Below are 19,802 nucleotides of genomic sequence, written 5' to 3'. Positions count from 1 at the left end.
CGGCCCCGCCTGCGAACAGACGGGGCCGACACTACGTGAGGGTTCAGGCCGGGAGCACGACGACGAAGCGCTGCGGCTCCTCGCCCTCGGACTCGCTGCGCAGACCGGCGGCGGCGATCGCGTCGTGCACGACCTTGCGCTCGAACGGCGTCATCGGGTCCAGCTTGACCGGCTGCCCGGTGGACTTCACCTCGATCGCGGCCTTGGCGCCCAGCTCGGCGAGCTCGGTGCGCTTCTGGGCGCGGAAGCCGGCGATGTCGAGCATCAGACGGCTGCGGTCACCCGTCTCCCGGTGCACGGCCAGGCGAGTCAGCTCCTGGAGGGCCTCCAGGACCTCGCCGTCGCGGCCCACGAGCTTCTGCAGCTCACGGTCGGAGTCGCTGATGATCGAGACCGCGGCCCGGTCCGCCTCGACGTCCATGTCGATGTCGCCGTCGAGGTCGGCGATGTCGAGCAGACCCTCGAGGTAGTCGGCCGCGATCTCACCCTCCTGCTCCAGGCGGGTCAGGGTGTCGCCACCCTCGGCGGCGGCGGAGGTGGTGCCTTCCGTCACGGATGGACTCCTTCTTGCTTCGGCGAGGCTTACTTCTTGGAGGACGGGTGCTTGGGCCGCTGCTGGCCCTTGCGCTGGCCGGACTTGCCCTGACGGGTACCTCCGGAGTTGGCGCGGCTCGGACGCGCGGGCTTGTCGCCCGCCTCGTCCTTCGGCTCGCCCTTCGCGGCGGTCTTGGCCGGACCCTGGGGCTTCTTCTCGAGCGAGGTGGTCGCCTCTTCGGCGGCCGGCTCGGAGACTTCCCCGGTGTCCTTGGCCATGACCTGGGCCGCGGCGGCCTGGCGCTGGGCCTTGGTCTGGCGCTTGGGCTGCTGGCGCCTGGCGGCGGCACCGCCCTCGGCCTCGGCCTCGATCGTGTCGCTCTTGATCACGGTGCCGTCGGCCTGGGCGGCGAAGCCGGCCTTGGTCAGGCCGGAGAAGAAGCGGCGCTCGTTCTCGTTGCGGTCGCTGCTGGCCTTGGCGACGATCATCTTCACGATGGTCTTGCGGCGGCGGCCGCGGACCTCGCCGTGGGTCGTGATGCTCTTCAGCAGACGCTGGAGGTAGGAGTCCTGTGCCTTGCTGCCCGGGGTCGGGTTCTGGTTGATCACGTACATCTGCTGGCCCATGGTCCACACGTTGGTGGTCAGCCAGTAGACGAGGACACCGACGGGGAAGTTGATGCCCATGACGGCGAAGATCACCGGGAAGATGTACATGAGCATCTTCTGCTGCTGCATGTACGGGGTCTTCACCGAGAGGTCGACGTTCTTCATCATCAGCTGGCGCTGGGTGAAGAACTGCGAGGCCGACATCAGGATGATCATGATCGCGGTGACGATACGGACCGAGGTGACAGAGGCGTCGAGTGCGGCGACGTCAGCGGCGCTGTCCGTGAACTTCGAGGCCAGCGGGGCGCCGAAGATGTGCGCCTGTCGCGCGCTCTCGAGCAGCGACTGGTTGATCACGCCGACCTTGTCGCCCTCGGCGATGTTGGAGAGCACGTGGTACAGAGCGAAGAAGAACGGCGACTGCGCCAGGATGGGTAGGCACGAGGAGAGCGGGTTGGTACCCGTTTCCTTGTACAGCTTCATCATCTCTTCGGACTGACGCTGCTTGTCGCTCTTGTAGCGCTCCTGGATCGCCTTCATCTTCGGCTGGAGCGCCTGCATGTTCCGGGTCGACTTGATCTGCTTGACGAACAGCGGGATCAGACAGATCCGGATCAGCACCACCAGGGACACGATGGACAGGCCCCAGGCCCAGCCCGTGTCAGGACCGAAGATCGCCCCGTACACCTTGTGGAACTGGACGATCACCCATGAGACAGGTGTGGTGATGAAGCTGAAAAAACTGGCAATCGTGTCCACTAATCAGGCTCCTTGAGCATTGGGCGAGGTCTCTGCGGCCGGGCTCGTCTCGGCGGTGGACCCGCCCTTGTCTCCGCGCAGCGCGTTCCTCAGCATTTCGTGCCAGCGGGGGCGCTTACGCGGGGGGACGTGGTCCACACCACCGGGCGACCACGGGTTGCACCGCAGGATGCGCCAGGCGGTCAGGGCCGTGCCCTTGATCGCGCCATGCCGGTCGATGGCCGTGAATCCGTAGTGGGAACACGACGGGTAGTACCGGCAGACGGGGCCCAGGAGCGGGCTGATCGTCCACTGGTACAGCTTGATGAGAGCCAGCAGCGGGTACTTCATCGCGTGCCCCCTCCCAGCAGCCGCTGAAGAGCGGCGTCCAGGTCTTGGGCCAGCTGTGCGTGGTCGGCGTCGCCGGCTCCGGGCAACGCCCGTACGACCACCAGGCTACCGGGGGGCAGCTCGGTGAGCCGGTCGCGGACGAGATGGCGGAGGCGTCGCTTCACCTGGTTGCGTACGACCGCACCGCCCACGGCCTTGCTCACGACGAAACCCGCACGTGCCGGGGGAGCGCTCTCCCCAGACGCGTGCGGGCTCGTTGCACCGCTGCGTAGGTGGACGACGAGGAGCGGGCGACCGGCCCGGCGACCTCGGCGTACCGCGGTTGCGAAGTCCTCGCGCCGCCTCAGCCGATTCTCGGTAGGCAGCACGTCATGACCTGTTAAGGCAGATCAGGCGGACAGCTCGGAGCGGCCCTTGGAACGGCGGTTCGCAAGGATGGCTCGGCCGGCACGCGTACGCATCCGCAGGCGGAAGCCGTGGGTCTTGGCGCGACGACGGTTGTTCGGCTGGAAGGTGCGCTTGCTCACTCGGGGGCTCCAGAAATGATTCGTAGATGGCGGGACATCGCCTGGCTGTCACCGTGCGCCCACGAGTAGCTCGCAATACGCCCGAGTGCACCGCTTCACGATCACAGACCGTGATCTTTGCCCATCGGAGGCAGGCGGCAGCAGCCATCGACAACTCGACCTGGTTACGGTACGCGCGGCTACGCCATCCGGTCAAACCGACCTGTCATCGCCCCCCATTGTGCACAGGCTGTGGACAACAACTTGAACCACGTCAGCCGCCGCGACTACCGTGGATGGACTCCACATTCTTTTCCGTTCTGTCCCACCTGTCCTCCTGGACCCGTCCTCACGGACGTCGACCTACCGTCCCCCGAGAACCACACCATCGTGGGACCTGCGAGAAAGCGTGCCCTGTGGCTGACGTTCCTGCCGATCTTGCCGCAGTGTGGCCACGCGTCCTGGAGCACCTCCTCGCCGAGGGCCAGCAGGGGATCGAGCCCAAGGACAAGCAGTGGATCGAGCGCTGCCAGCCGCTCGCCCTGGTCGCGGACACCGCGCTTCTCGCTGTGCCCAACGAGTGGGGCAAGCGCGTCCTCGAAGGCCGGCTCGCTCCGTTGATCAGCGAGACCCTGAGCCGTGAGTGCGGCCGCCCGATCCGGATCGCGATCACCGTCGACGACTCCGTCGGCGAGCCGACGCCGCCGGCGCCCCCCGTGCAGCAGCAGTCCCGTTACGACGAGCGCGCGCAGCCCGAGCCGTACGAGAAGTACGAGGGCTACGGCCACCGGCCGATGCCCGACGACGGGCTGCCCACCGCCCGCCCGGCCTACCCGGACTACACGCAGCAGCGGCCGGACCCCGGTGCCTGGCCGCGCACCCAGGAGGACCTGTCCTGGCAGCAGCCCCGCATGGGCGGCTACCAGGAGCGGGCGCCGTACACCGGTCCCGAGCAGCCCAGGCAGTCGCGTTACGACGAGCCGCCCCGGGGGTACGAGCCGCAGCGGCCCGAGCGCGCCGAGCTTCCCGACCCGCAGAACCACGGGGGCCGCCCCGGTTCCCGCCCCGGTGGTCCCGCGCCCGGCGGCGGCCACGGGTCCTCGTCGTCGCCGGGAGGTTCCGGCGCCCCCGGCGAGCAGCACGCGCGGCTGAACCCGAAGTACCTCTTCGACACCTTCGTCATCGGTTCTTCGAACCGCTTCGCGCACGCGGCGGCCGTCGCGGTGGCCGAGGCGCCGGCGAAGGCGTACAACCCGCTCTTCATCTACGGCGAGTCGGGTCTCGGCAAGACCCACCTGCTGCACGCGATCGGACACTACGCGCGGAGCCTGTACCCCGGCACGCGCGTGCGGTACGTGAGCTCGGAGGAGTTCACGAACGAGTTCATCAACTCGATCCGCGACGGCAAGGGCGACGCCTTCCGCAAGCGCTACCGCGATGTGGACATCCTGCTCGTCGACGACATCCAGTTCCTCGCGAGCAAGGAGTCGACGCAGGAGGAGTTCTTCCACACCTTCAACACCCTGCACAACGCGAACAAGCAGATCGTGCTCTCCTCGGACCGGCCGCCCAAGCAGCTGGTGACCCTGGAGGACCGGCTCCGCAACCGCTTCGAGTGGGGTCTCACCACCGATGTGCAGCCGCCCGAGCTGGAGACGCGCATCGCGATCCTCCGTAAGAAGGCGGTCCAGGAGCAGCTGAACGCGCCGCCGGAGGTGCTGGAGTTCATCGCCTCCCGGATCTCGCGGAACATCCGTGAGCTGGAGGGCGCGCTGATCCGGGTGACGGCCTTCGCGAGCCTCAACCGGCAGCCGGTGGACCTGGGTCTTACCGAGATCGTCCTCAAGGATCTGATGCCGGGCGGCGAGGACTCGTCGCCGGAGATCACCGCGCCGGCGATCATGGCGGCCACGGCCGACTACTTCGGTCTTACGGTGGAGGACCTCTGCGGATCCTCGCGCAGCCGCGTCCTCGTGACGGCCCGGCAGATCGCCATGTACCTGTGCCGCGAGCTCACGGACCTGTCACTGCCGAAGATCGGCGCGCAGTTCGGCGGCCGCGACCACACGACGGTCATGCACGCGGACCGGAAGATCCGCGCGCTGATGGCGGAGCGGCGCTCCATCTACAACCAGGTCACCGAGCTGACCAACCGCATCAAGAACGGCTGACGGACCGCTTCAGCGGCCGCCGAAGGGCGCTCCGGGAACCCACCCGGGGCGCCCTTCGGCGTTCCCGGGAGGTGTCCGGGCCCGCTCGTGGGCCCGTTCCTGGGAGCGTCTGTTCGCTGTGCACAGCTGTGTACGAGGCCGGAGTGTTCGATTACTCCGTTCCGGTGGCGGGTTCTCCACAGATTGGGGGATGATCTCCCGTCCACAGGGTGGGGACTGCCGAGTTATCCGGATCCTGTCCACAGGCTGACCTGCTGACTGATCATCACCCCAGGTCAGGCCCCTGTGGAATTGTTGGTAAAAGATCTCCACAGGCTGTGGATGAATCTTTCGTCCACAGGGGGGCCGGAAGGTTGTCCACCGGCCGCCCACAGGGAAGGGCCGGTTGCCCACAGCTTCTCCACACCGCTGTCCACTGTTCGGCAACGAAACACCCCCGCTCACCGGGCCGAGTGAAAGCGGTCACACCAAGGGAGACGTTTGGGCTGTGGGGAACCTGGGGAAAGCTGGGGACAGCGCTGGGGAGAACTCCCCGTGCCCTGTGCATGGGCTGTGCAGAACTTTCGGGTGTCCACAGAGAACCCCAGTTGTCCACCGGTTCCACCCACAGGGTCGGTGGACAAAAAATCGGGTCTGACCTGCGAAAACGACGTTATCCACCGTTTCCACAGGCCCTACTACTACTCCCACTTAGAGTTAGCTAGGAATCCGTTTCGAAGTGGGGCCTGTGCACAACTCGGCGCCGGAGTTCCGACGCGCTCTCGTCGCGACTTGACCCGGAGCAGCACCGAGTGTCGGCGGCGTACGTCAGACTGGTTCCCGCAGTCGACGAAGAGCCAGCAACAAGCAGGAGGCGGTTCCGGTGAAGATCCGGGTGGAGCGCGACGTACTCGCCGAGGCGGTGGCCTGGGTGGCCCGCAGCCTCCCGGCCCGTCCGCCGGCGCCCGTACTCGCGGGCCTTCTGCTGAAGGCCGAGAACGGCGCCCTGAGCTTCTCGAGCTTCGACTACGAGGTCTCGGCCCGCGTGTCCGTCGAGGCGGAGGTCGAGGAGGACGGCACCGTCCTGGTCTCCGGTCGGCTGCTCGCCGACATCTGCCGTGCCCTCCCCAACCGTCCGGTGGAGATCTCCACAGACGGTGTACGGGCGACCGTGGTCTGCGGCTCCTCCCGCTTCACCCTCCACACCCTGCCTGTGGAGGAGTACCCGGCGCTGCCGGAGATGCCCACCGCGACCGGCACCGTCCCCGGTGAGGTCTTCGCCTCCGCCGCCGCGCAGGTGGCCATCGCCGCCGGCCGTGACGACACGCTTCCCGTCCTCACCGGTGTGCGCATCGAGATCGAGGGCGACACGGTCACCCTGGCTTCCACCGACCGCTACCGCTTCGCGGTCCGCGAGTTCCTGTGGAAGCCGGAGTCCCCGGACGCCTCCGCGGTCGCCCTGGTGCCCGCGAAGACCCTCCTGGACACCGCCAAGGCGCTCACCAGCGGCGACACCGTCACCCTGGCGCTCTCGGGCTCCGGCAAGGGCGAGGGCCTCATCGGCTTTGAGGGCGCCGGCCGCCGCACCACCACCCGGCTGCTCGAGGGCGATCTGCCGAAGTACCGGACGCTCTTCCCCACCGAGTTCAACTCGGTCGCGGTGATCGAGACCGCCCCCTTCGTCGAGGCCGTCAAGCGTGTGGCCCTGGTGGCCGAGCGCAACACCCCGGTCCGGCTCAGCTTCGAGCAGGGCGTGCTGATCCTCGAGGCGGGCTCAAGCGACGACGCACAGGCTGTGGAAAGGGTCGACGCGCAGCTGGAGGGCGACGACATCTCGATCGCCTTCAACCCGACCTTCCTCCTGGACGGCCTGAGCGCGATCGACTCCCCGGTCGCCCAGCTCTCCTTCACGACCTCCACGAAGCCGGCGCTGCTGAGCGGCAAGCCGGCCGTGGACGCCGAGGCGGACGAGGCGTACAAGTACCTGATCATGCCGGTGCGGCTCTCCGGATGACCCTTCGGGGCGGCCGACGACTGAGCGGCTGACCCCACAGGTGTGCACCCGGGTCCCGGCGTAGGCTCGGACCCGGGTAAACCGCACACGACGCTTAAGGAATCTCTGATGGAGCTCGGTCTCGTCGGTCTCGGCAAGATGGGCGGCAACATGCGTGAGCGCATCCGCCGCGCAGGCCACACCGTCATCGGATACGACCGCAACCCGGACCTCGCCGATGTCCACAGCCTCGAGGAGCTTGTGGGCAAGCTCAAGGGGCCCCGCGTCGTGTGGGTCATGGTTCCGGCCGGTGCCGCGACCCAGTCCACCGTCGACGAGCTGGCCGACCTGCTCTCCCCCGGCGACATCGTCGTGGACGGCGGGAACTCGCGCTGGACGGACGACGAGAAGCACGCCGAGGAGCTCGCGGCCAAGGGCATCGGCTTCGTCGACTGCGGCGTCTCCGGCGGCGTCTGGGGCCTGGAGAACGGCTACGCGCTGATGTACGGCGGCTCCGCCGAGGACGTGGCGAGGGTCCAGCCGATCTTCGACGCGCTCAAGCCCGAGGGCGAGTTCGGCTCGGTCCACGCGGGCAAGGTCGGCGCCGGCCACTTCGCGAAGATGGTCCACAACGGCATCGAGTACGCGATGATGCAGGCCTACGCCGAGGGCTGGGAGCTCCTGGAGAAGGTCGACTCCGTCACCGACGTGCGTGAGGTCTTCCGCTCCTGGCAGGAGGGCACGGTCATCCGTTCCTGGCTGCTCGACCTCGCGGTGAACGCGCTGGACGAGGACGAGCACCTGGAGCAGCTCCGCGGCTACGCCCAGGATTCCGGCGAGGGCCGGTGGACCGTCGAGGCCGCCATCGACAACGCCGTACCGCTGCCGGCGATCACCGCGTCGCTCTTCGCGCGGTTCGCCTCGCGGCAGGACGACTCCCCGCAGATGAAGATGATCGCCGCGCTGCGCAACCAGTTCGGTGGCCACGCGGTCGAGTCCAAGAAGTAATCCACAGGCTGTGTGCCCCGCGGTGCACAGCCGCCGGGGGAAGAAGGTCGGCGCCCAACTATGCACGTCACGCATCTGTCGCTGGCCGACTTCCGCTCCTACGCCCGGGTCGAGGTCCCGCTCGACCCGGGCGTCACCGCTTTCGTGGGCGCCAACGGCCAGGGCAAGACCAATCTGGTCGAGGCCGTCGGCTATCTCGCGACCCTCTCCAGCCACCGCGTCGCCTCCGACGCCCCGCTCGTCCGGATGGGGGCGGAGCGCGCGATCGTCCGCGCCGCCGTCACCCAGGGCGAGCGCTCCCAGCTGATCGAGCTCGAACTCAACCCCGGCCGGGCCAACCGTGCCCGTATCAACAGGTCCTCGCAGGTCAGACCGCGTGACGTGCTCGGAATCGTACGGACCGTACTGTTCGCGCCGGAGGACCTCGCCCTGGTCAAGGGCGATCCGGGCGAGCGCAGGCGCTTCCTGGACGAGCTGATCACGGCGCGCACGCCGCGCATGGCGGGCGTGCGCTCCGACTACGACCGGGTGCTCAAGCAGCGCAACACGCTCCTCAAGTCGGCCGCGATGGCCCGGCGGCACGGCGGCCGCGGGATGGACCTCTCCACGCTGGAGGTCTGGGACCAGCACCTGGCGCGGGCCGGAGCCGAGCTGCTGGCCCAGCGGCTGGATCTGATCGCCGTACTGCAGCCGCTCGCGGACAAGGCGTACGACCAGCTGGCGCCCGGTGGTGGACCGATTCTGCTGGAGTACCGCCCGTCCGCGCCCGGCGCCGGCCACACCCGCGAGGAGCTGTACGGACAGCTGCTCGCCGCGCTCACCGACGTACGCAAGCAGGAGATCGAGCGGGGCGTCACGCTGGTCGGACCGCACCGCGACGAACTGCTGCTCAAGCTCGGTGAGCTGCCGGCCAAGGGGTACGCCAGCCACGGCGAGTCCTGGTCGTACGCGCTCGCGCTGCGGCTCGCCTCGTACGACCTGCTGCGGTCCGAGGGCAACGAGCCGGTCCTCGTCCTCGACGACGTCTTCGCCGAGCTGGACGCGCGCCGGCGCGAGCGGCTCGCGGAGCTGGTGGCGGGCGGCGAGCAGGTCCTCGTGACGGCGGCCGTGGACGACGACGTGCCGGGGGTCCTCGCGGGGGCGCGGTACGAGGTGGCCGGCGGGACGGTGGAGCGGGTATGAGCGAGGAAAAGCTTCCACAGGCTGTGGATACGTCTGCGGTTCCGCCGGCGCCTTCCGTTCCCGAAGCCTCCGGTGTCGATCTCGCGCGGGTCGCGCTGCGCGCGGCCAAGGAACAGGCGAGGGCCAAGGGCGCGGCCGCGCAGCAGAAGAAGCAGGCCCGGCGCGGAGGCGGCCTGCGCTCCGGCGCGCGCGCCGACGGACGCGACCCGATGGCGCTCGGGGCGGCGATCAACCGGCTGATCACCGAGCGGGGCTGGGAGACGCCGGCGGCCGTCGGCGGGGTCATGGGCCGCTGGCCGCAGATCGTCGGCGAGGACCTGGCGAAGCACTGCGTACCGCTGAAGTTCGACGACGAGCCGGACGCGCGGGTGCTGACCGTGCAGTGCGACTCCACGGCGTGGGCGACGCAGCTGCGGCTGCTCGCGCCCAAGCTCGTCGCCCGCCTCAACGAGGACCTCGGGCACGGGACGGTGCGGGTGATCAAGGTGCTGGGGCCGGGGGGGCCGCGGCGGGGGTACGGGCCGTTGCGGGCGCCGGGCAGCGTGGGGCCCGGGGACACGTACGGGTAGCCGCCGGGCGGACAGGTCCTGGGGGCGCGGGTGCGGGCGGAAGGGCGCCGCGCGCGTGGGTGTCGTGCCCACCCTCCCCCAGACTCCGTCCGGGGGGACCCCCACGCCCTGCGGAACGTATGCCCACAACACGGTGCGGCGGAGCGCCCGTCCCGTCGCTCACCCCATGCCCACAACGCGCTACGGGTCGAAGCGCTGGGTGGCCGTCAGAGGGCTCTGGAGCCCCTGTCCGGATATGGGGAGTCGTCTCGCTCCCGCTCAGGGCGGCACATGCGGACTCAGGGACCGGCAAACCCCCATGAGTGTCGGCGCTACCGGTAGACTGGGAGACAATCCCGCCACCCTGCGGAACATGTCGAACGACGCAGCCGCTCCCGTATGCCCGGAGAACGGCCTGTGCTGTGCCAGAAAGGGCGCTTCGTGGCCGATTCCGGCAACCCCAACGAGAACAACCAGTACACCGCCAGCAACATCCAGGTCCTCGAAGGCCTGGATGCCGTGCGCAAGCGCCCCGGCATGTACATCGGCTCGACCGGCGAGCGCGGTCTTCACCACATGGTGCAGGAGGTCGTCGACAACTCCGTCGACGAGGCCCTCGCAGGCCACGCGGACACCATCGACGTGACGATCCTGGCCGACGGCGCCGTGCGCGTCGTCGACAACGGCCGCGGCATCCCGGTGGGCATCGTGGCCTCCGAGGGCAAGCCGGCCGTCGAGGTCGTGCTGACCGTGCTGCACGCGGGCGGCAAGTTCGGCGGCGGCGGCTACGCCGTCTCCGGCGGTCTGCACGGTGTCGGCGTCTCCGTCGTGAACGCCCTGTCCACCAAGATCTCCGTCGAGATCAAGACGGACGGCCACCGCTGGACGCAGGACTACAAGATGGGCGTCCCGACGGCGCCGCTCGCCCAGCACGAGGCGACCGACGAGACCGGCACCTCGGTCACCTTCTGGGCCGACCCGGACATCTTCGAGACCACCGAGTACTCCTTCGAGACGCTCGCGCGCCGCTTCCAGGAGATGGCCTTCCTCAACAAGGGCCTCACCCTGACGCTCACGGACGAGCGCGAGTCGGCGAAGGCCACGGTCGGCGCGGACGACCCGGAGGCGGAGGCCGCGGAGCCCACCGCGCGCACGGTGGAGTACCACTACGAGGGCGGCATCGTCGACTTCGTGAAGTACCTCAACTCGCGCAAGGGCGAGCTGATCCACCCCACCGTGATCGACCTGGAGGCGGAGGACAAGGACAAGGCGCTGTCCCTCGAGGTCGCGATGCAGTGGAACAGCGGCTACAGCGAGGGCGTGTACTCCTTCGCCAACATCATCCACACCCACGAGGGCGGCACGCACGAGGAGGGCTTCCGTGCGGCGCTGACCTCGCTGATCAACAAGTACGCGCGCGACAAGAAGCTGCTCCGCGAGAAGGACGACAACCTCACGGGCGACGACATCCGCGAGGGTCTGACCGCGATCATCTCGGTCAAGCTGAGCGAGCCCCAGTTCGAGGGCCAGACCAAGACCAAGCTGGGCAACACGGAGGCGAAGACCTTCGTCCAGAAGGCGGTCTACGAGCACCTCAACGACTGGCTCGACCGCAATCCGGTCGAGGCCGCGGACATCATCCGGAAGTCGATCCAGGCCGCCACCGCGCGCGTGGCCGCCCGCAAGGCGCGCGACCTGACCCGCCGCAAGGGTCTCCTGGAGTCGGCGTCGCTGCCGGGCAAGCTGTCCGACTGCCAGTCGAACGACCCGGCCAAGTGCGAGATCTTCATCGTCGAGGGTGACTCCGCCGGCGGCTCGGCCAAGTCCGGCCGCAACCCGATGTACCAGGCCATCCTGCCGATCCGCGGCAAGATCCTGAACGTCGAGAAGGCCAGGATCGACAAGATCCTGCAGAACACCGAGGTCCAGGCGCTGATCTCGGCGTTCGGCACCGGGGTCCACGAGGACTTCGACATCGAGAAGCTCCGCTATCACAAGATCATCCTGATGGCGGACGCCGACGTCGACGGCCAGCACATCAACACCCTGCTGCTGACCTTCCTCTTCCGCTTCATGCGGCCGCTGGTCGAGGCCGGCCACGTCTACCTCTCCCGCCCCCCGCTCTACAAGATCAAGTGGGGCCGGGACGACTTCGAGTACGCGTATTCGGACCGGGAGCGGGACGCGCTCGTCGAGCTGGGCAAGCAGAGCGGCAAGCGGATCAAGGAAGACTCGATCCAGCGCTTCAAGGGTCTCGGTGAGATGAATGCCGAGGAGTTGCGCGTCACCACCATGGACGTCGAGCACCGCGTACTCGGCCAGGTCACCCTGGACGACGCCGCGCAGGCCGACGACCTGTTCTCGGTGCTGATGGGCGAGGACGTCGAGGCACGCCGCTCGTTCATCCAGCGCAACGCCAAGGACGTTCGCTTCCTCGACATCTGAGTCGGTCTCAGCTGACCGTACGAAAGGACTGACGACCAGCAATGGCCGACGAAAACACCTCCGGCACCACCGAAGAGCAGGAGCCCGTGCTGCGGATCGAGCCCGTCGGGCTCGAGACCGAGATGCAGCGCTCGTACCTCGACTACGCGATGTCCGTCATCGTGTCCCGCGCGCTGCCCGACGTACGGGACGGCCTCAAGCCCGTCCACCGGCGCGTGCTGTACGCGATGTACGACGGCGGCTACCGGCCCGAGAAGGGCTTCTACAAGTGCGCCCGCGTCGTCGGTGACGTCATGGGTACGTACCACCCGCACGGCGACTCCTCGATCTACGACGCGCTCGTCCGCCTCGCCCAGCCCTGGTCGATGCGGATGCCGCTCGTCGACTCCAACGGCAACTTCGGTTCCCCGGGCAACGACCCGGCCGCCGCCATGCGGTACACCGAGTGCAAGCTCATGACGCTGTCGATGGAGATGCTCCGGGACATCGACGAGGAGACCGTCGACTTCCAGGACAACTACGACGGCCGCAACCAGGAGCCGACGGTCCTGCCGTCCCGCTTCCCGAACCTGCTGATCAACGGCAGCGCCGGCATCGCGGTCGGCATGGCGACCAACATCCCGCCGCACAACCTGCGCGAGGTCGCCGCCGGCGCCCAGTGGGCCCTCGAACACCCCGAGGCCACCCACGAGGAGCTCCTCGACGCGCTGATCGAGCGGATCAAGGGCCCGGACTTCCCGACCGGCGCGCTCGTCGTCGGCCGCAAGGGCATCGAGGAGGCGTACCGCACCGGCCGTGGCTCGATCACGATGCGCGCGGTCGTCGAGGTGGAGGAGATCCACAACCGCCAGTGCCTGGTGGTCACGGAACTGCCGTACCAGACCAACCCCGACAACCTCGCGCAGAAGATCGCCGACCTGGTGAAGGACGGCAAGGTCGGCGGCATCGCCGACGTCCGCGACGAGACCTCGTCCCGCACCGGCCAGCGCCTCGTCATCGTGCTCAAGCGCGACGCCGTCGCCAAGGTCGTCCTGAACAACCTCTACAAGCACACCGACCTCCAGACGAACTTCGGCGCGAACATGCTGGCGCTCGTCGACGGCGTGCCGCGCACCCTCTCGCTCGACGCGTTCATCCGCCACTGGGTGACGCACCAGATCGAGGTCATCGTCCGCCGGACGAAGTTCCGGCTGCGGAAGGCCGAGGAGCGCGCCCACATCCTGCGCGGTCTGCTCAAGGCGCTCGACGCGATCGACGAGGTCATCGCGCTCATCCGGCGCAGCGACACGGTCGAGGTCGCGCGCGGCGGCCTGATGGACCTCCTCCAGATCGACGAGATCCAGGCCAACGCGATCCTGGAGATGCAGCTCCGCCGGCTCGCCGCTCTGGAGCGCCAGAAGATCGTCGCCGAGCACGACGAACTCCAGGCGAAGATCAACGAGTACAACGCGATCCTGGCCTCGCCGGAGCGCCAGCGCTCGATCGTCAGCGAGGAGCTGGCCGCGCTCGTCGAGAAGTTCGGCGACGACCGCCGCTCCAAGCTCGTGCCCTTCGACGGTGACATGTCCATCGAGGACCTGATCGCCGAGGAGGACATCGTCGTCACCATCTCGCGCGGTGGCTACGTCAAGCGGACGAAGACCGAGGACTACCGTTCGCAGAAGCGCGGCGGCAAGGGCGTGCGCGGCACGAAGCTGAAGCAGGACGACATCGTCGACCACTTCTTCGTCTCCACGACCCACCACTGGCTGCTCTTCTTCACCAACAAGGGCCGGGTCTACCGGGTGAAGGCGTACGAGCTGCCCGACGCAGGACGGGACGCGCGCGGCCAGCACGTGGCCAACCTGCTCGCCTTCCAGCCGGACGAGCAGATCGCCCAGATCCTGGCGATCCGCGACTACGAGGCCGCGCCCTACCTGGTGCTCGCCACCAAGGCCGGTCTGGTCAAGAAGACCGCGCTGAAGGACTACGACTCGCCGCGTTCGGGCGGTGTCATCGCCATCAACCTCCGGGAGACGGAGGACGGCAGCGACGACGAGCTGATCGGGGCGGAACTGGTCTCGGCCGAGGACGATCTGCTGCTCATCAGCAAGAAGGCGCAGTCGATCCGCTTCACCGCCACGGACGACGCGCTGCGTCCGATGGGACGCGCCACTTCGGGCGTCAAGGGGATGAGTTTCCGCGCGGACGACGAGCTGCTCTCGATGAATGTCGTCCGGCCCGGTACGTTCGTCTTCACCGCGACCGACGGCGGGTACGCGAAGCGCACCCCCGTCGACGAGTACCGCGTCCAGGGCCGTGGCGGCCTCGGTATCAAGGCCGCCAAGATCGTGGAGGACCGTGGCTCGCTCGTGGGCGCGCTGGTGGTCGAGGGGACGGACGAGATCCTCGCCATCACGCTGTCCGGCGGTGTGATTCGTACGCGAGTCAACGAAGTCAGGGAGACCGGCCGTGACACCATGGGCGTCCAGCTGATCAACCTGGGCAAGCGCGATGCCGTCGTCGGCATCGCACGGAACGCCGAGGCCGGCAGCGACGAGGACGTCGAGGACGCCGACGACGCCATCGACGCCATCGACACCGAGGGCGCCGTGGAGGCGTCCGAGGCCGCGGTGGACGGGACCGGCGTGGTCGCGACCGACGTGGTCGAGACCGAGGCAGCCGAGGGCACGGAGCCCTCGGCCGGGGAGCACGAGGAGTAAGAGCGTGAGTGGAGCCACGGGCGCCGGATCGGCGGCCGCCGGAGCTTCTGCTGGTGCTGGAGCGAACGGCGCCCGTGGCCCCGCCACGGACTCCCAGGGGGTTGCGGTGACGGACACTCGGGGGCAGCAGCCCTCGTACGACAACTACAGCGGGCCGCTGCCCGGCGAACGCGCGGGCGCGCAGCAGCAGGGCGGCCCGTACCACCCGCCGCAGGCGTACGGCGCTCCGGCGCCGGGCGGTCAGGCGGCGGCCGGGGCTGTGCGCCGGCCTCGTACGGGCGCGCGTACGACGCCCCGGACGCGCAAGGCGCGGCTGCGGGTGGCCAAGGCCGATCCGTGGTCGGTGATGAAGGTGAGCTTCCTGCTCTCCATCGCACTGGGCATCTGCACGGTCGTCGCCGCGGCGGTGCTGTGGATGGTCATGGACGCCATGGGCGTCTTCTCGACGGTCGGCGGCACGATCAGCGAGGCCACGGGCTCGAACGAGTCCAACGGCTTCGACCTGCAGTCGTTCCTGTCGCTGCCGCGGGTGCTGATGTTCACCTCGGTGATCGCCGTGATCGACGTGGTCCTGATGACCGCCCTGGCGACCCTGGGCGCGTTCATCTACAACCTGTCGGCAGGCTTCGTGGGCGGTGTGGAGCTGACGCTCGCCGAGGACGAGTAGGACGCGTGGGGCCGGTCCGGGAACGGATTTTGGGACTGGCCCCCACGTGCGCTAATCTTCAGGAGTCAGCGCGCGGGACACACACCGCACAGCGCGGCGGGGCTATAGCTCAGTTGGTTAGAGCGCATCCCTGATAAGGATGAGGCCACAGGTTCAAATCCTGTTAGCCCCACAGTATCGATCGACCCGGACGGTTACTCCGTCCGGGTCGATTTGTTTTTCCCGTGGCCGGGGGAGGTTTGAAGCTCGTACAGATCACCGATTGGTATCGGTCGATGTGTAGAGTGGGCGTCAGAAGTCTCCTACGTCAACGAAAGACGAGGTCGCGCGGTGAAGAAGCTGCTCCTGGTCGCACTGGCCGCCATCGGCGGACTCCTCGTGTACCGCCAGATCCAGGCGGATCGCGCCGAGCAGGATCTGTGGACGGAGGCGACCGACTCCGTGCCCGCAGGTTCGGGTGTCTGAGACGAAGACCGTCTGTGGGTGAAGCCCCGGCCGCGCGTGAGCGGGCCGGGGCTTTGCTTTGCCTGAGCGAATTGTCGACTTGCTTGAGTGAAGAGGAGCAGCGGGTGAGGACGCAGGCCGGCATCGGCCGGAGGGCGGGGGCCCTGATCACGGCCGCCGCACCCATGGGAGTGGCGGTGGCGGCGATCGGAGCGGTGGCGGCGCTGCCCGGCCAGGCGCTCGCGGCCCAGGGCGTCGACGGGGACGCCGACGGGGGCGGGCTTCCGCCGTACACCTTCGACAGCGCGGCCCAGCAGGTCCAGGGAGCGGCTTCGAGCGGCGACGCGGTGCCGCTGAAGACCGGGCAGACCTACCGCGACAAGCTCGCGAAGGACGGCAAGGTCTACTACCGCGTCGACCTCGACGACAAGCGGAACGCGTACGTCTCCGTCGTCGCCGTCCCGAAGCCCGGTGGCAAGGTCGACTACGGCGACGGCGTCAAGATCAGCATGCAGGACAGCTCCGGCACCGAGTGCGGCTACCAGAAGGTGGACTTCTCGTCGGCCGAGTACACCCGGCCGCTCGCCGCGTACGCCCGCCGCATCGTCGACGCGGACAGCTCCACCTGCCAGCGCCCGGGCGCCTACTACGTGCTGGTCGAGCGGGAGTCGAAGGCGACCTCCAGCCCGGACGACTGGGACCTCGAGATCCGGTACGCCTCCGAGCCCGGCCTCAAGAAGGCCGGGCCGACCGAGCTCCCCGAGGTCTGGGCCTCCGGCACGCCCGCGCCCCCCACGGGCGGTTCGAGGAAGCGGCAGGGCGGCTCCGGCATCCACGACGCCGCCTCACTGGAGCAGGGCGAGTGGCGGTCCGACATCCGGCCGGGACAGACGCTCTTCTACCGGGTCCCCGTCGACTGGGGGCAGCAGCTCTTCGCCAGCGCCGAACTCGGCAGCAGCGCCGCGGGCGACGAGTACATCGGCAACGCCCTGGTCCTCTCCCTCGAGAACCCGGCGCTCGGGCACGTCGACAAGAACACCGCCAGCTACGACGGGAAGCCCTCGACGCTCGCGCTCGACGCGCTGCGGCCGGTGGCCCACGAGAACCGCACCTCGTACCAGGACGCGACCAGCGGCATGCGGTTCGCCGGCTGGTACTACCTGTCGGCCACGCTCAGCCCGGCGGTCGCGAAGGAGTACGGGGCCGGGGCGGTTCCGCTGACGCTGCGGGTGTCCCTGCGCGGCGGCGCCAAGGCGGGTCCCGGGTACGACGGGGACCCCGGGCCGTTCACGGTGACCGCCGACGACAAGGAGGCGGCCGCGAACGGCGCCACGGGGGCGCGTGCGGCGGAGCGGAACGACTCGATGCGCGTCGTCGCGATGGCCGGCATCGGCGGCGGCTCGGCGCTGCTGCTCGGGCTCGGCGCGTGGACGGTGGTGGCGCGGCTCAGGTCTGGGTGAGGGCCCAGAAGCCGACCGCGAAGCATGCCAGCGCGAGCAGGAGGACCGGGATCGTCACCTTCGGGGGCGGTCCCGGTCGGCGTGCGGGGGTGTGCGGCGCGGGTGCGGTGCGGTGCCCGGGAACCTGATCGGGTCGAGCGGTGTATGGATGAGTAGGGGCTTGTCCGTACGGCGATGCGGCCGTGGGGGCCCGTTCGAAGGAGGGGGTCGGGTGCGTGACCGGAGGGGGCAGGTGAAAGCTGCCCGTCGCGGAGGGGCCGGGCAGCGGGGCGGCGAGGGGCGCGGCCGCGTGCTGGGGCTGGTACGGCGACTGGTACGGGTGCTGGGGGTGGTGCGGGGGCTGGTACTGGGGCTGTGGGGGCTGCTGGGGCGGTTCGGGGGCGGGAGCGGGCGTCCGTACGGCCTCGGGGGCGGCGGAGGCGTCCCCCACGGCCCCTGGGGGCGTGGCGGGAGCTGCGGTGCCGTCGGCGGTCCCGGAGCGGCCCGTGGGGCCCTGGAGGTCGAAGCCGGACGGCAGGGGGCCGAGCTGGTCGAAGATCTCCACGGGCTGCTCGTCGGCGGGCGGATCGGGAAGCATCTCCACGGCGGCGGACAGCGCCTTGCGCGCCCCCGTGGCCGTCCGGAAGCGGGCCTGCGGATCGGGCTGGAGCAGCCCCGCGAGCACCTGCCACAGGGGCTCCGGGATGCCCTCGAGGGCACGGGGAGTGCCGTGCGTGAGGAAGTGCTCGACCAGCGCCTGGGAGTCCGGCTTGCGACCCTGGAGCAGATAGAGGGCGACCAGGCCGACGGCGAAGAGGTCGGCGGTGAAGTCCGGCTCGGCGCCGAGGAGCTGCTCGGGCGCGAAATACCCGGGCGTGCCCACGACGTAGTTGGTCTCGGTGAGGCGCGGCTCGCCCTTGCGCATGGAGATGCCGAAGTCGGAGAGCCGCAGATGCGGCCGGCCGGTGCCGGTGACGTCCATCAGGATGTTGGCGGGCTTGATGTCCCGGTGGACGACCCCCTCGGCGTGCACCGTCGCCAGGCCCGAGAGCAGCTGGTCCAGCAGGGTGCAGACGAACAGGGGCGGCAGCGGGCCGTAGTCGCCGATGACGTGGGCCAGGGAGCCGCCGGCGACCAGGTCCATGGTGAACAGGACCTTGTCGTCGTCGGCGGCCCAGCTGGCCGGGGCGAGGACGTGCGGATGGTCGATCCGCAGCGCCTGCTCGCGGACGAAGCGGAGCAGGGTGTGCGCGTCGCTCTGCAGAAGCACCTTGGCCGCCACATAGCGGCGGCGACGGTGGTCCCAGGCACGCCATACCGCGCCCGCCCCGCCCCGTCCGATCGGGTCGACCAGCTCGTACCGACCAGCGAAGACCTCACCCATCGTGCCGCGTCGCTCCCGTTGCCTCGTCTGCTTCGTGCGCTGCGTCTGCCGGGTCGGCTTCGGCGGCTTCGTCTCGGCGATGCCGGCCGGCTGCCGCCCGCGTCAGTTCTGGTGCGACTCGTAGTGGGCGACCGCGTCCGCGGTGCGCCCGGCGCCGTACACCCGGAGGAACTCTGCCAGTTCGGGGTGGGCAGGGGCGAGGGAGTCGGCCGCGTCGATGATGTCGCCCGCCGCCGCTACGGAGCGCAGCAGGGACTGGATCTCGCGGACCACCCGGCGGACGGTCGGAGCGCCGGGGCCGGTGCTGGTCTGACCCGTGCTGGTGAGGACGGAGCCGCCCTGCGACTTCTTCACCTCGTCCATGCGGTCGGTGGCCTCGGCGGCGCTGACACTGCCGTCGGCGACCTGCACGGCGAGCTCCTGGAGTGCCTGGACACGCTGGACGACGGCCGGGTTGCCGATCTTGGCGCGCTGGCCGCTCATCAGCTGGGACAGCATGGGCGCGGACAGCCCGAGCACGGCCGCGAGCCTGGCCTGATTGAGCCCGAGATCGTCGATCAGCCGACGGAAGAGCGCCCCCAGCGGCTCTCCGTACCAACTGCGCTGAAGCTCTCTGGCTCTGGCCGTGGCTTCCTGCTGCGCTGCGTCCATTACTTCTCCCCATCCCTGCGGTTCGCCACTGCGAACCTCGGTCAGCATCTTACGGAGAGTGGTCGCCGACCGGGAGTCCCAATCCTTTTGCCGGACATGGGGGGTGACCCGGTACGCTGTTCTCGTTCCGGGGCCTTAGCTCAGTTGGTAGAGCGCTGTCTTTGCATGGCAGATGTCAGGGGTTCGACTCCCCTAGGCTCCACCGGAAAAATGCCCCTCGACCTGCGGAAACGCAGTGTCGGGGGGCATTTTCGCGTGCGGTCGGAGGCGTCGGCGCACGCCACGGTCCCCGCCTGCCAGGGGGGACCGCTGGGCCGGACGGGTTGTGTTCATCGGAAGAACTGCGCGGCGGTGGCGTCGGTCCACGGAAATCGGGGGCGCATCCACATGATGAGGAAGGTACGAAAAGCGCGCAATCCGAAATGAACCATCCGAGAACGTCACGAAAGTG

At 69.1% G+C, this 19,802-nt stretch carries 17 protein-coding genes and 2 tRNA genes; 12 read left to right on the top strand and 7 right to left on the bottom strand.

Going from position 1 to position 19,802, the window contains the following annotated elements; all coding sequences use genetic code 11:
- Nucleotides 1-43: 43 nt before the first annotated feature.
- From ABT034_RS03990 to rpmH, 5 genes are read right to left on the bottom strand one after another with little or no spacing between them, the layout of a single operon-like run.
- Nucleotides 44-553 carry a Jag family protein gene (locus ABT034_RS03990; protein ID WP_351210961.1) on the bottom strand — a complete coding sequence of 170 codons (510 nt, stop codon included), beginning with the start codon at nucleotides 551-553 and terminating at the stop codon, nucleotides 44-46.
- Nucleotides 554-582: 29 nt separating this feature from the next.
- The gene (gene yidC, locus ABT034_RS03985) at nucleotides 583-1,902 is read right to left on the bottom strand and encodes a membrane protein insertase YidC (RefSeq protein ID WP_351210959.1); all 1,320 of its coding nucleotides are present in this window, start codon (nucleotides 1,900-1,902) and stop codon (nucleotides 583-585) included.
- Between the two features lie 3 nt (nucleotides 1,903-1,905).
- The gene (gene yidD / locus ABT034_RS03980) at nucleotides 1,906-2,232 is read right to left on the bottom strand and encodes a membrane protein insertion efficiency factor YidD (protein WP_015034858.1); all 327 of its coding nucleotides are present in this window, start codon (nucleotides 2,230-2,232) and stop codon (nucleotides 1,906-1,908) included.
- Nucleotides 2,229-2,600 (bottom strand): ribonuclease P protein component, encoded by a 372-nt coding sequence (gene rnpA, locus ABT034_RS03975; RefSeq protein ID WP_351210957.1) that lies wholly within the window; start codon nucleotides 2,598-2,600, stop codon nucleotides 2,229-2,231. Before rnpA ends, yidD begins: the two co-directional genes overlap by 4 nt.
- Before the next feature lie 21 nt (nucleotides 2,601-2,621).
- Nucleotides 2,622-2,759: a 50S ribosomal protein L34 gene (gene rpmH, locus ABT034_RS03970; protein ID WP_030205020.1), complete on the bottom strand. Its 138-nt coding sequence runs from the start codon at nucleotides 2,757-2,759 to the stop codon at nucleotides 2,622-2,624.
- Nucleotides 2,760-3,154: 395 nt separating this feature from the next.
- Here rpmH and dnaA point away from each other — a divergent pair, with 395 nt between their 5' ends.
- From dnaA to ABT034_RS03915, 11 genes are all read left to right on the top strand, one after another.
- The gene (gene dnaA, locus ABT034_RS03965; protein WP_351210954.1) at nucleotides 3,155-4,909 is read left to right on the top strand and encodes a chromosomal replication initiator protein DnaA; all 1,755 of its coding nucleotides are present in this window, start codon (nucleotides 3,155-3,157) and stop codon (nucleotides 4,907-4,909) included.
- An 862-nt stretch (nucleotides 4,910-5,771) separates the two neighbouring features.
- Complete coding sequence (dnaN, locus tag ABT034_RS03960) at nucleotides 5,772-6,902, top strand: DNA polymerase III subunit beta (protein ID WP_351210952.1); 1,131 nt, start codon at nucleotides 5,772-5,774, stop codon at nucleotides 6,900-6,902.
- Between the two features lie 108 nt (nucleotides 6,903-7,010).
- On the top strand, nucleotides 7,011-7,889 hold the full coding sequence (gene gnd, locus ABT034_RS03955; RefSeq protein ID WP_351210950.1) for a phosphogluconate dehydrogenase (NAD(+)-dependent, decarboxylating): 879 nt from the start codon (nucleotides 7,011-7,013) through the stop codon (nucleotides 7,887-7,889).
- Nucleotides 7,890-7,949: 60 nt separating this feature from the next.
- Entirely contained in the window at nucleotides 7,950-9,071 is a 1,122-nt protein-coding gene (gene recF, locus ABT034_RS03950; RefSeq protein ID WP_351210948.1) for a DNA replication/repair protein RecF, read from the top strand.
- Complete coding sequence (locus ABT034_RS03945) at nucleotides 9,068-9,640, top strand: DciA family protein (protein WP_351210946.1); 573 nt, start codon at nucleotides 9,068-9,070, stop codon at nucleotides 9,638-9,640. The genes recF and ABT034_RS03945 overlap by 4 nt, the downstream gene beginning before the upstream one ends.
- Before the next feature lie 396 nt (nucleotides 9,641-10,036).
- Nucleotides 10,037-12,064 carry a DNA topoisomerase (ATP-hydrolyzing) subunit B gene (gyrB, locus tag ABT034_RS03940; RefSeq protein WP_351210944.1) on the top strand — a complete coding sequence of 676 codons (2,028 nt, stop codon included), beginning with the start codon at nucleotides 10,037-10,039 and terminating at the stop codon, nucleotides 12,062-12,064.
- A 41-nt stretch (nucleotides 12,065-12,105) separates the two neighbouring features.
- A complete protein-coding gene (gene gyrA, locus ABT034_RS03935) occupies nucleotides 12,106-14,766 on the top strand; it encodes a DNA gyrase subunit A (protein WP_351210942.1) in 2,661 nt (886 codons plus the stop codon).
- Nucleotides 14,767-14,770: 4 nt separating this feature from the next.
- A complete protein-coding gene (locus ABT034_RS03930; protein ID WP_502972792.1) occupies nucleotides 14,771-15,433 on the top strand; it encodes a DUF3566 domain-containing protein in 663 nt (220 codons plus the stop codon).
- A 98-nt stretch (nucleotides 15,434-15,531) separates the two neighbouring features.
- A tRNA-Ile gene (locus ABT034_RS03925) sits at nucleotides 15,532-15,605 on the top strand.
- Between the two features lie 158 nt (nucleotides 15,606-15,763).
- Entirely contained in the window at nucleotides 15,764-15,898 is a 135-nt protein-coding gene (locus ABT034_RS03920; RefSeq protein ID WP_003958712.1) for a DLW-39 family protein, read from the top strand.
- Nucleotides 15,899-16,002: 104 nt separating this feature from the next.
- On the top strand, nucleotides 16,003-17,337 hold the full coding sequence (locus ABT034_RS03915) for a hypothetical protein (RefSeq protein WP_351210939.1): 1,335 nt from the start codon (nucleotides 16,003-16,005) through the stop codon (nucleotides 17,335-17,337).
- On the opposite strand, the gene ABT034_RS03910 is transcribed toward ABT034_RS03915, so the two are convergent.
- Together ABT034_RS03910 and ABT034_RS03905 are read right to left on the bottom strand one after the other, a co-directional pair.
- Nucleotides 17,324-18,700, bottom strand: coding sequence for a serine/threonine-protein kinase (locus tag ABT034_RS03910; RefSeq protein ID WP_351210938.1), 1,377 nt, complete (start codon nucleotides 18,698-18,700; stop codon nucleotides 17,324-17,326). The genes ABT034_RS03915 and ABT034_RS03910 overlap by 14 nt on opposite strands.
- A gap of 102 nt (nucleotides 18,701-18,802) precedes the next feature.
- Entirely contained in the window at nucleotides 18,803-19,351 is a 549-nt protein-coding gene (locus ABT034_RS03905) for a helix-turn-helix domain-containing protein (RefSeq protein WP_351210936.1), read from the bottom strand.
- A 129-nt stretch (nucleotides 19,352-19,480) separates the two neighbouring features.
- Here ABT034_RS03905 and ABT034_RS03900 point away from each other — a divergent pair.
- Nucleotides 19,481-19,553: transfer RNA gene (locus ABT034_RS03900), tRNA-Ala, on the top strand.
- Nucleotides 19,554-19,802 lie beyond the last annotated feature (249 nt).

Origin of the sequence: Streptomyces sp. NPDC002773 (assembly GCF_040295605.1) — a bacterium.
Lineage (GTDB): Bacteria > Actinomycetota > Actinomycetes > Streptomycetales > Streptomycetaceae > Streptomyces.
This window is presented reverse-complemented; position numbering and strand designations above follow the sequence as displayed.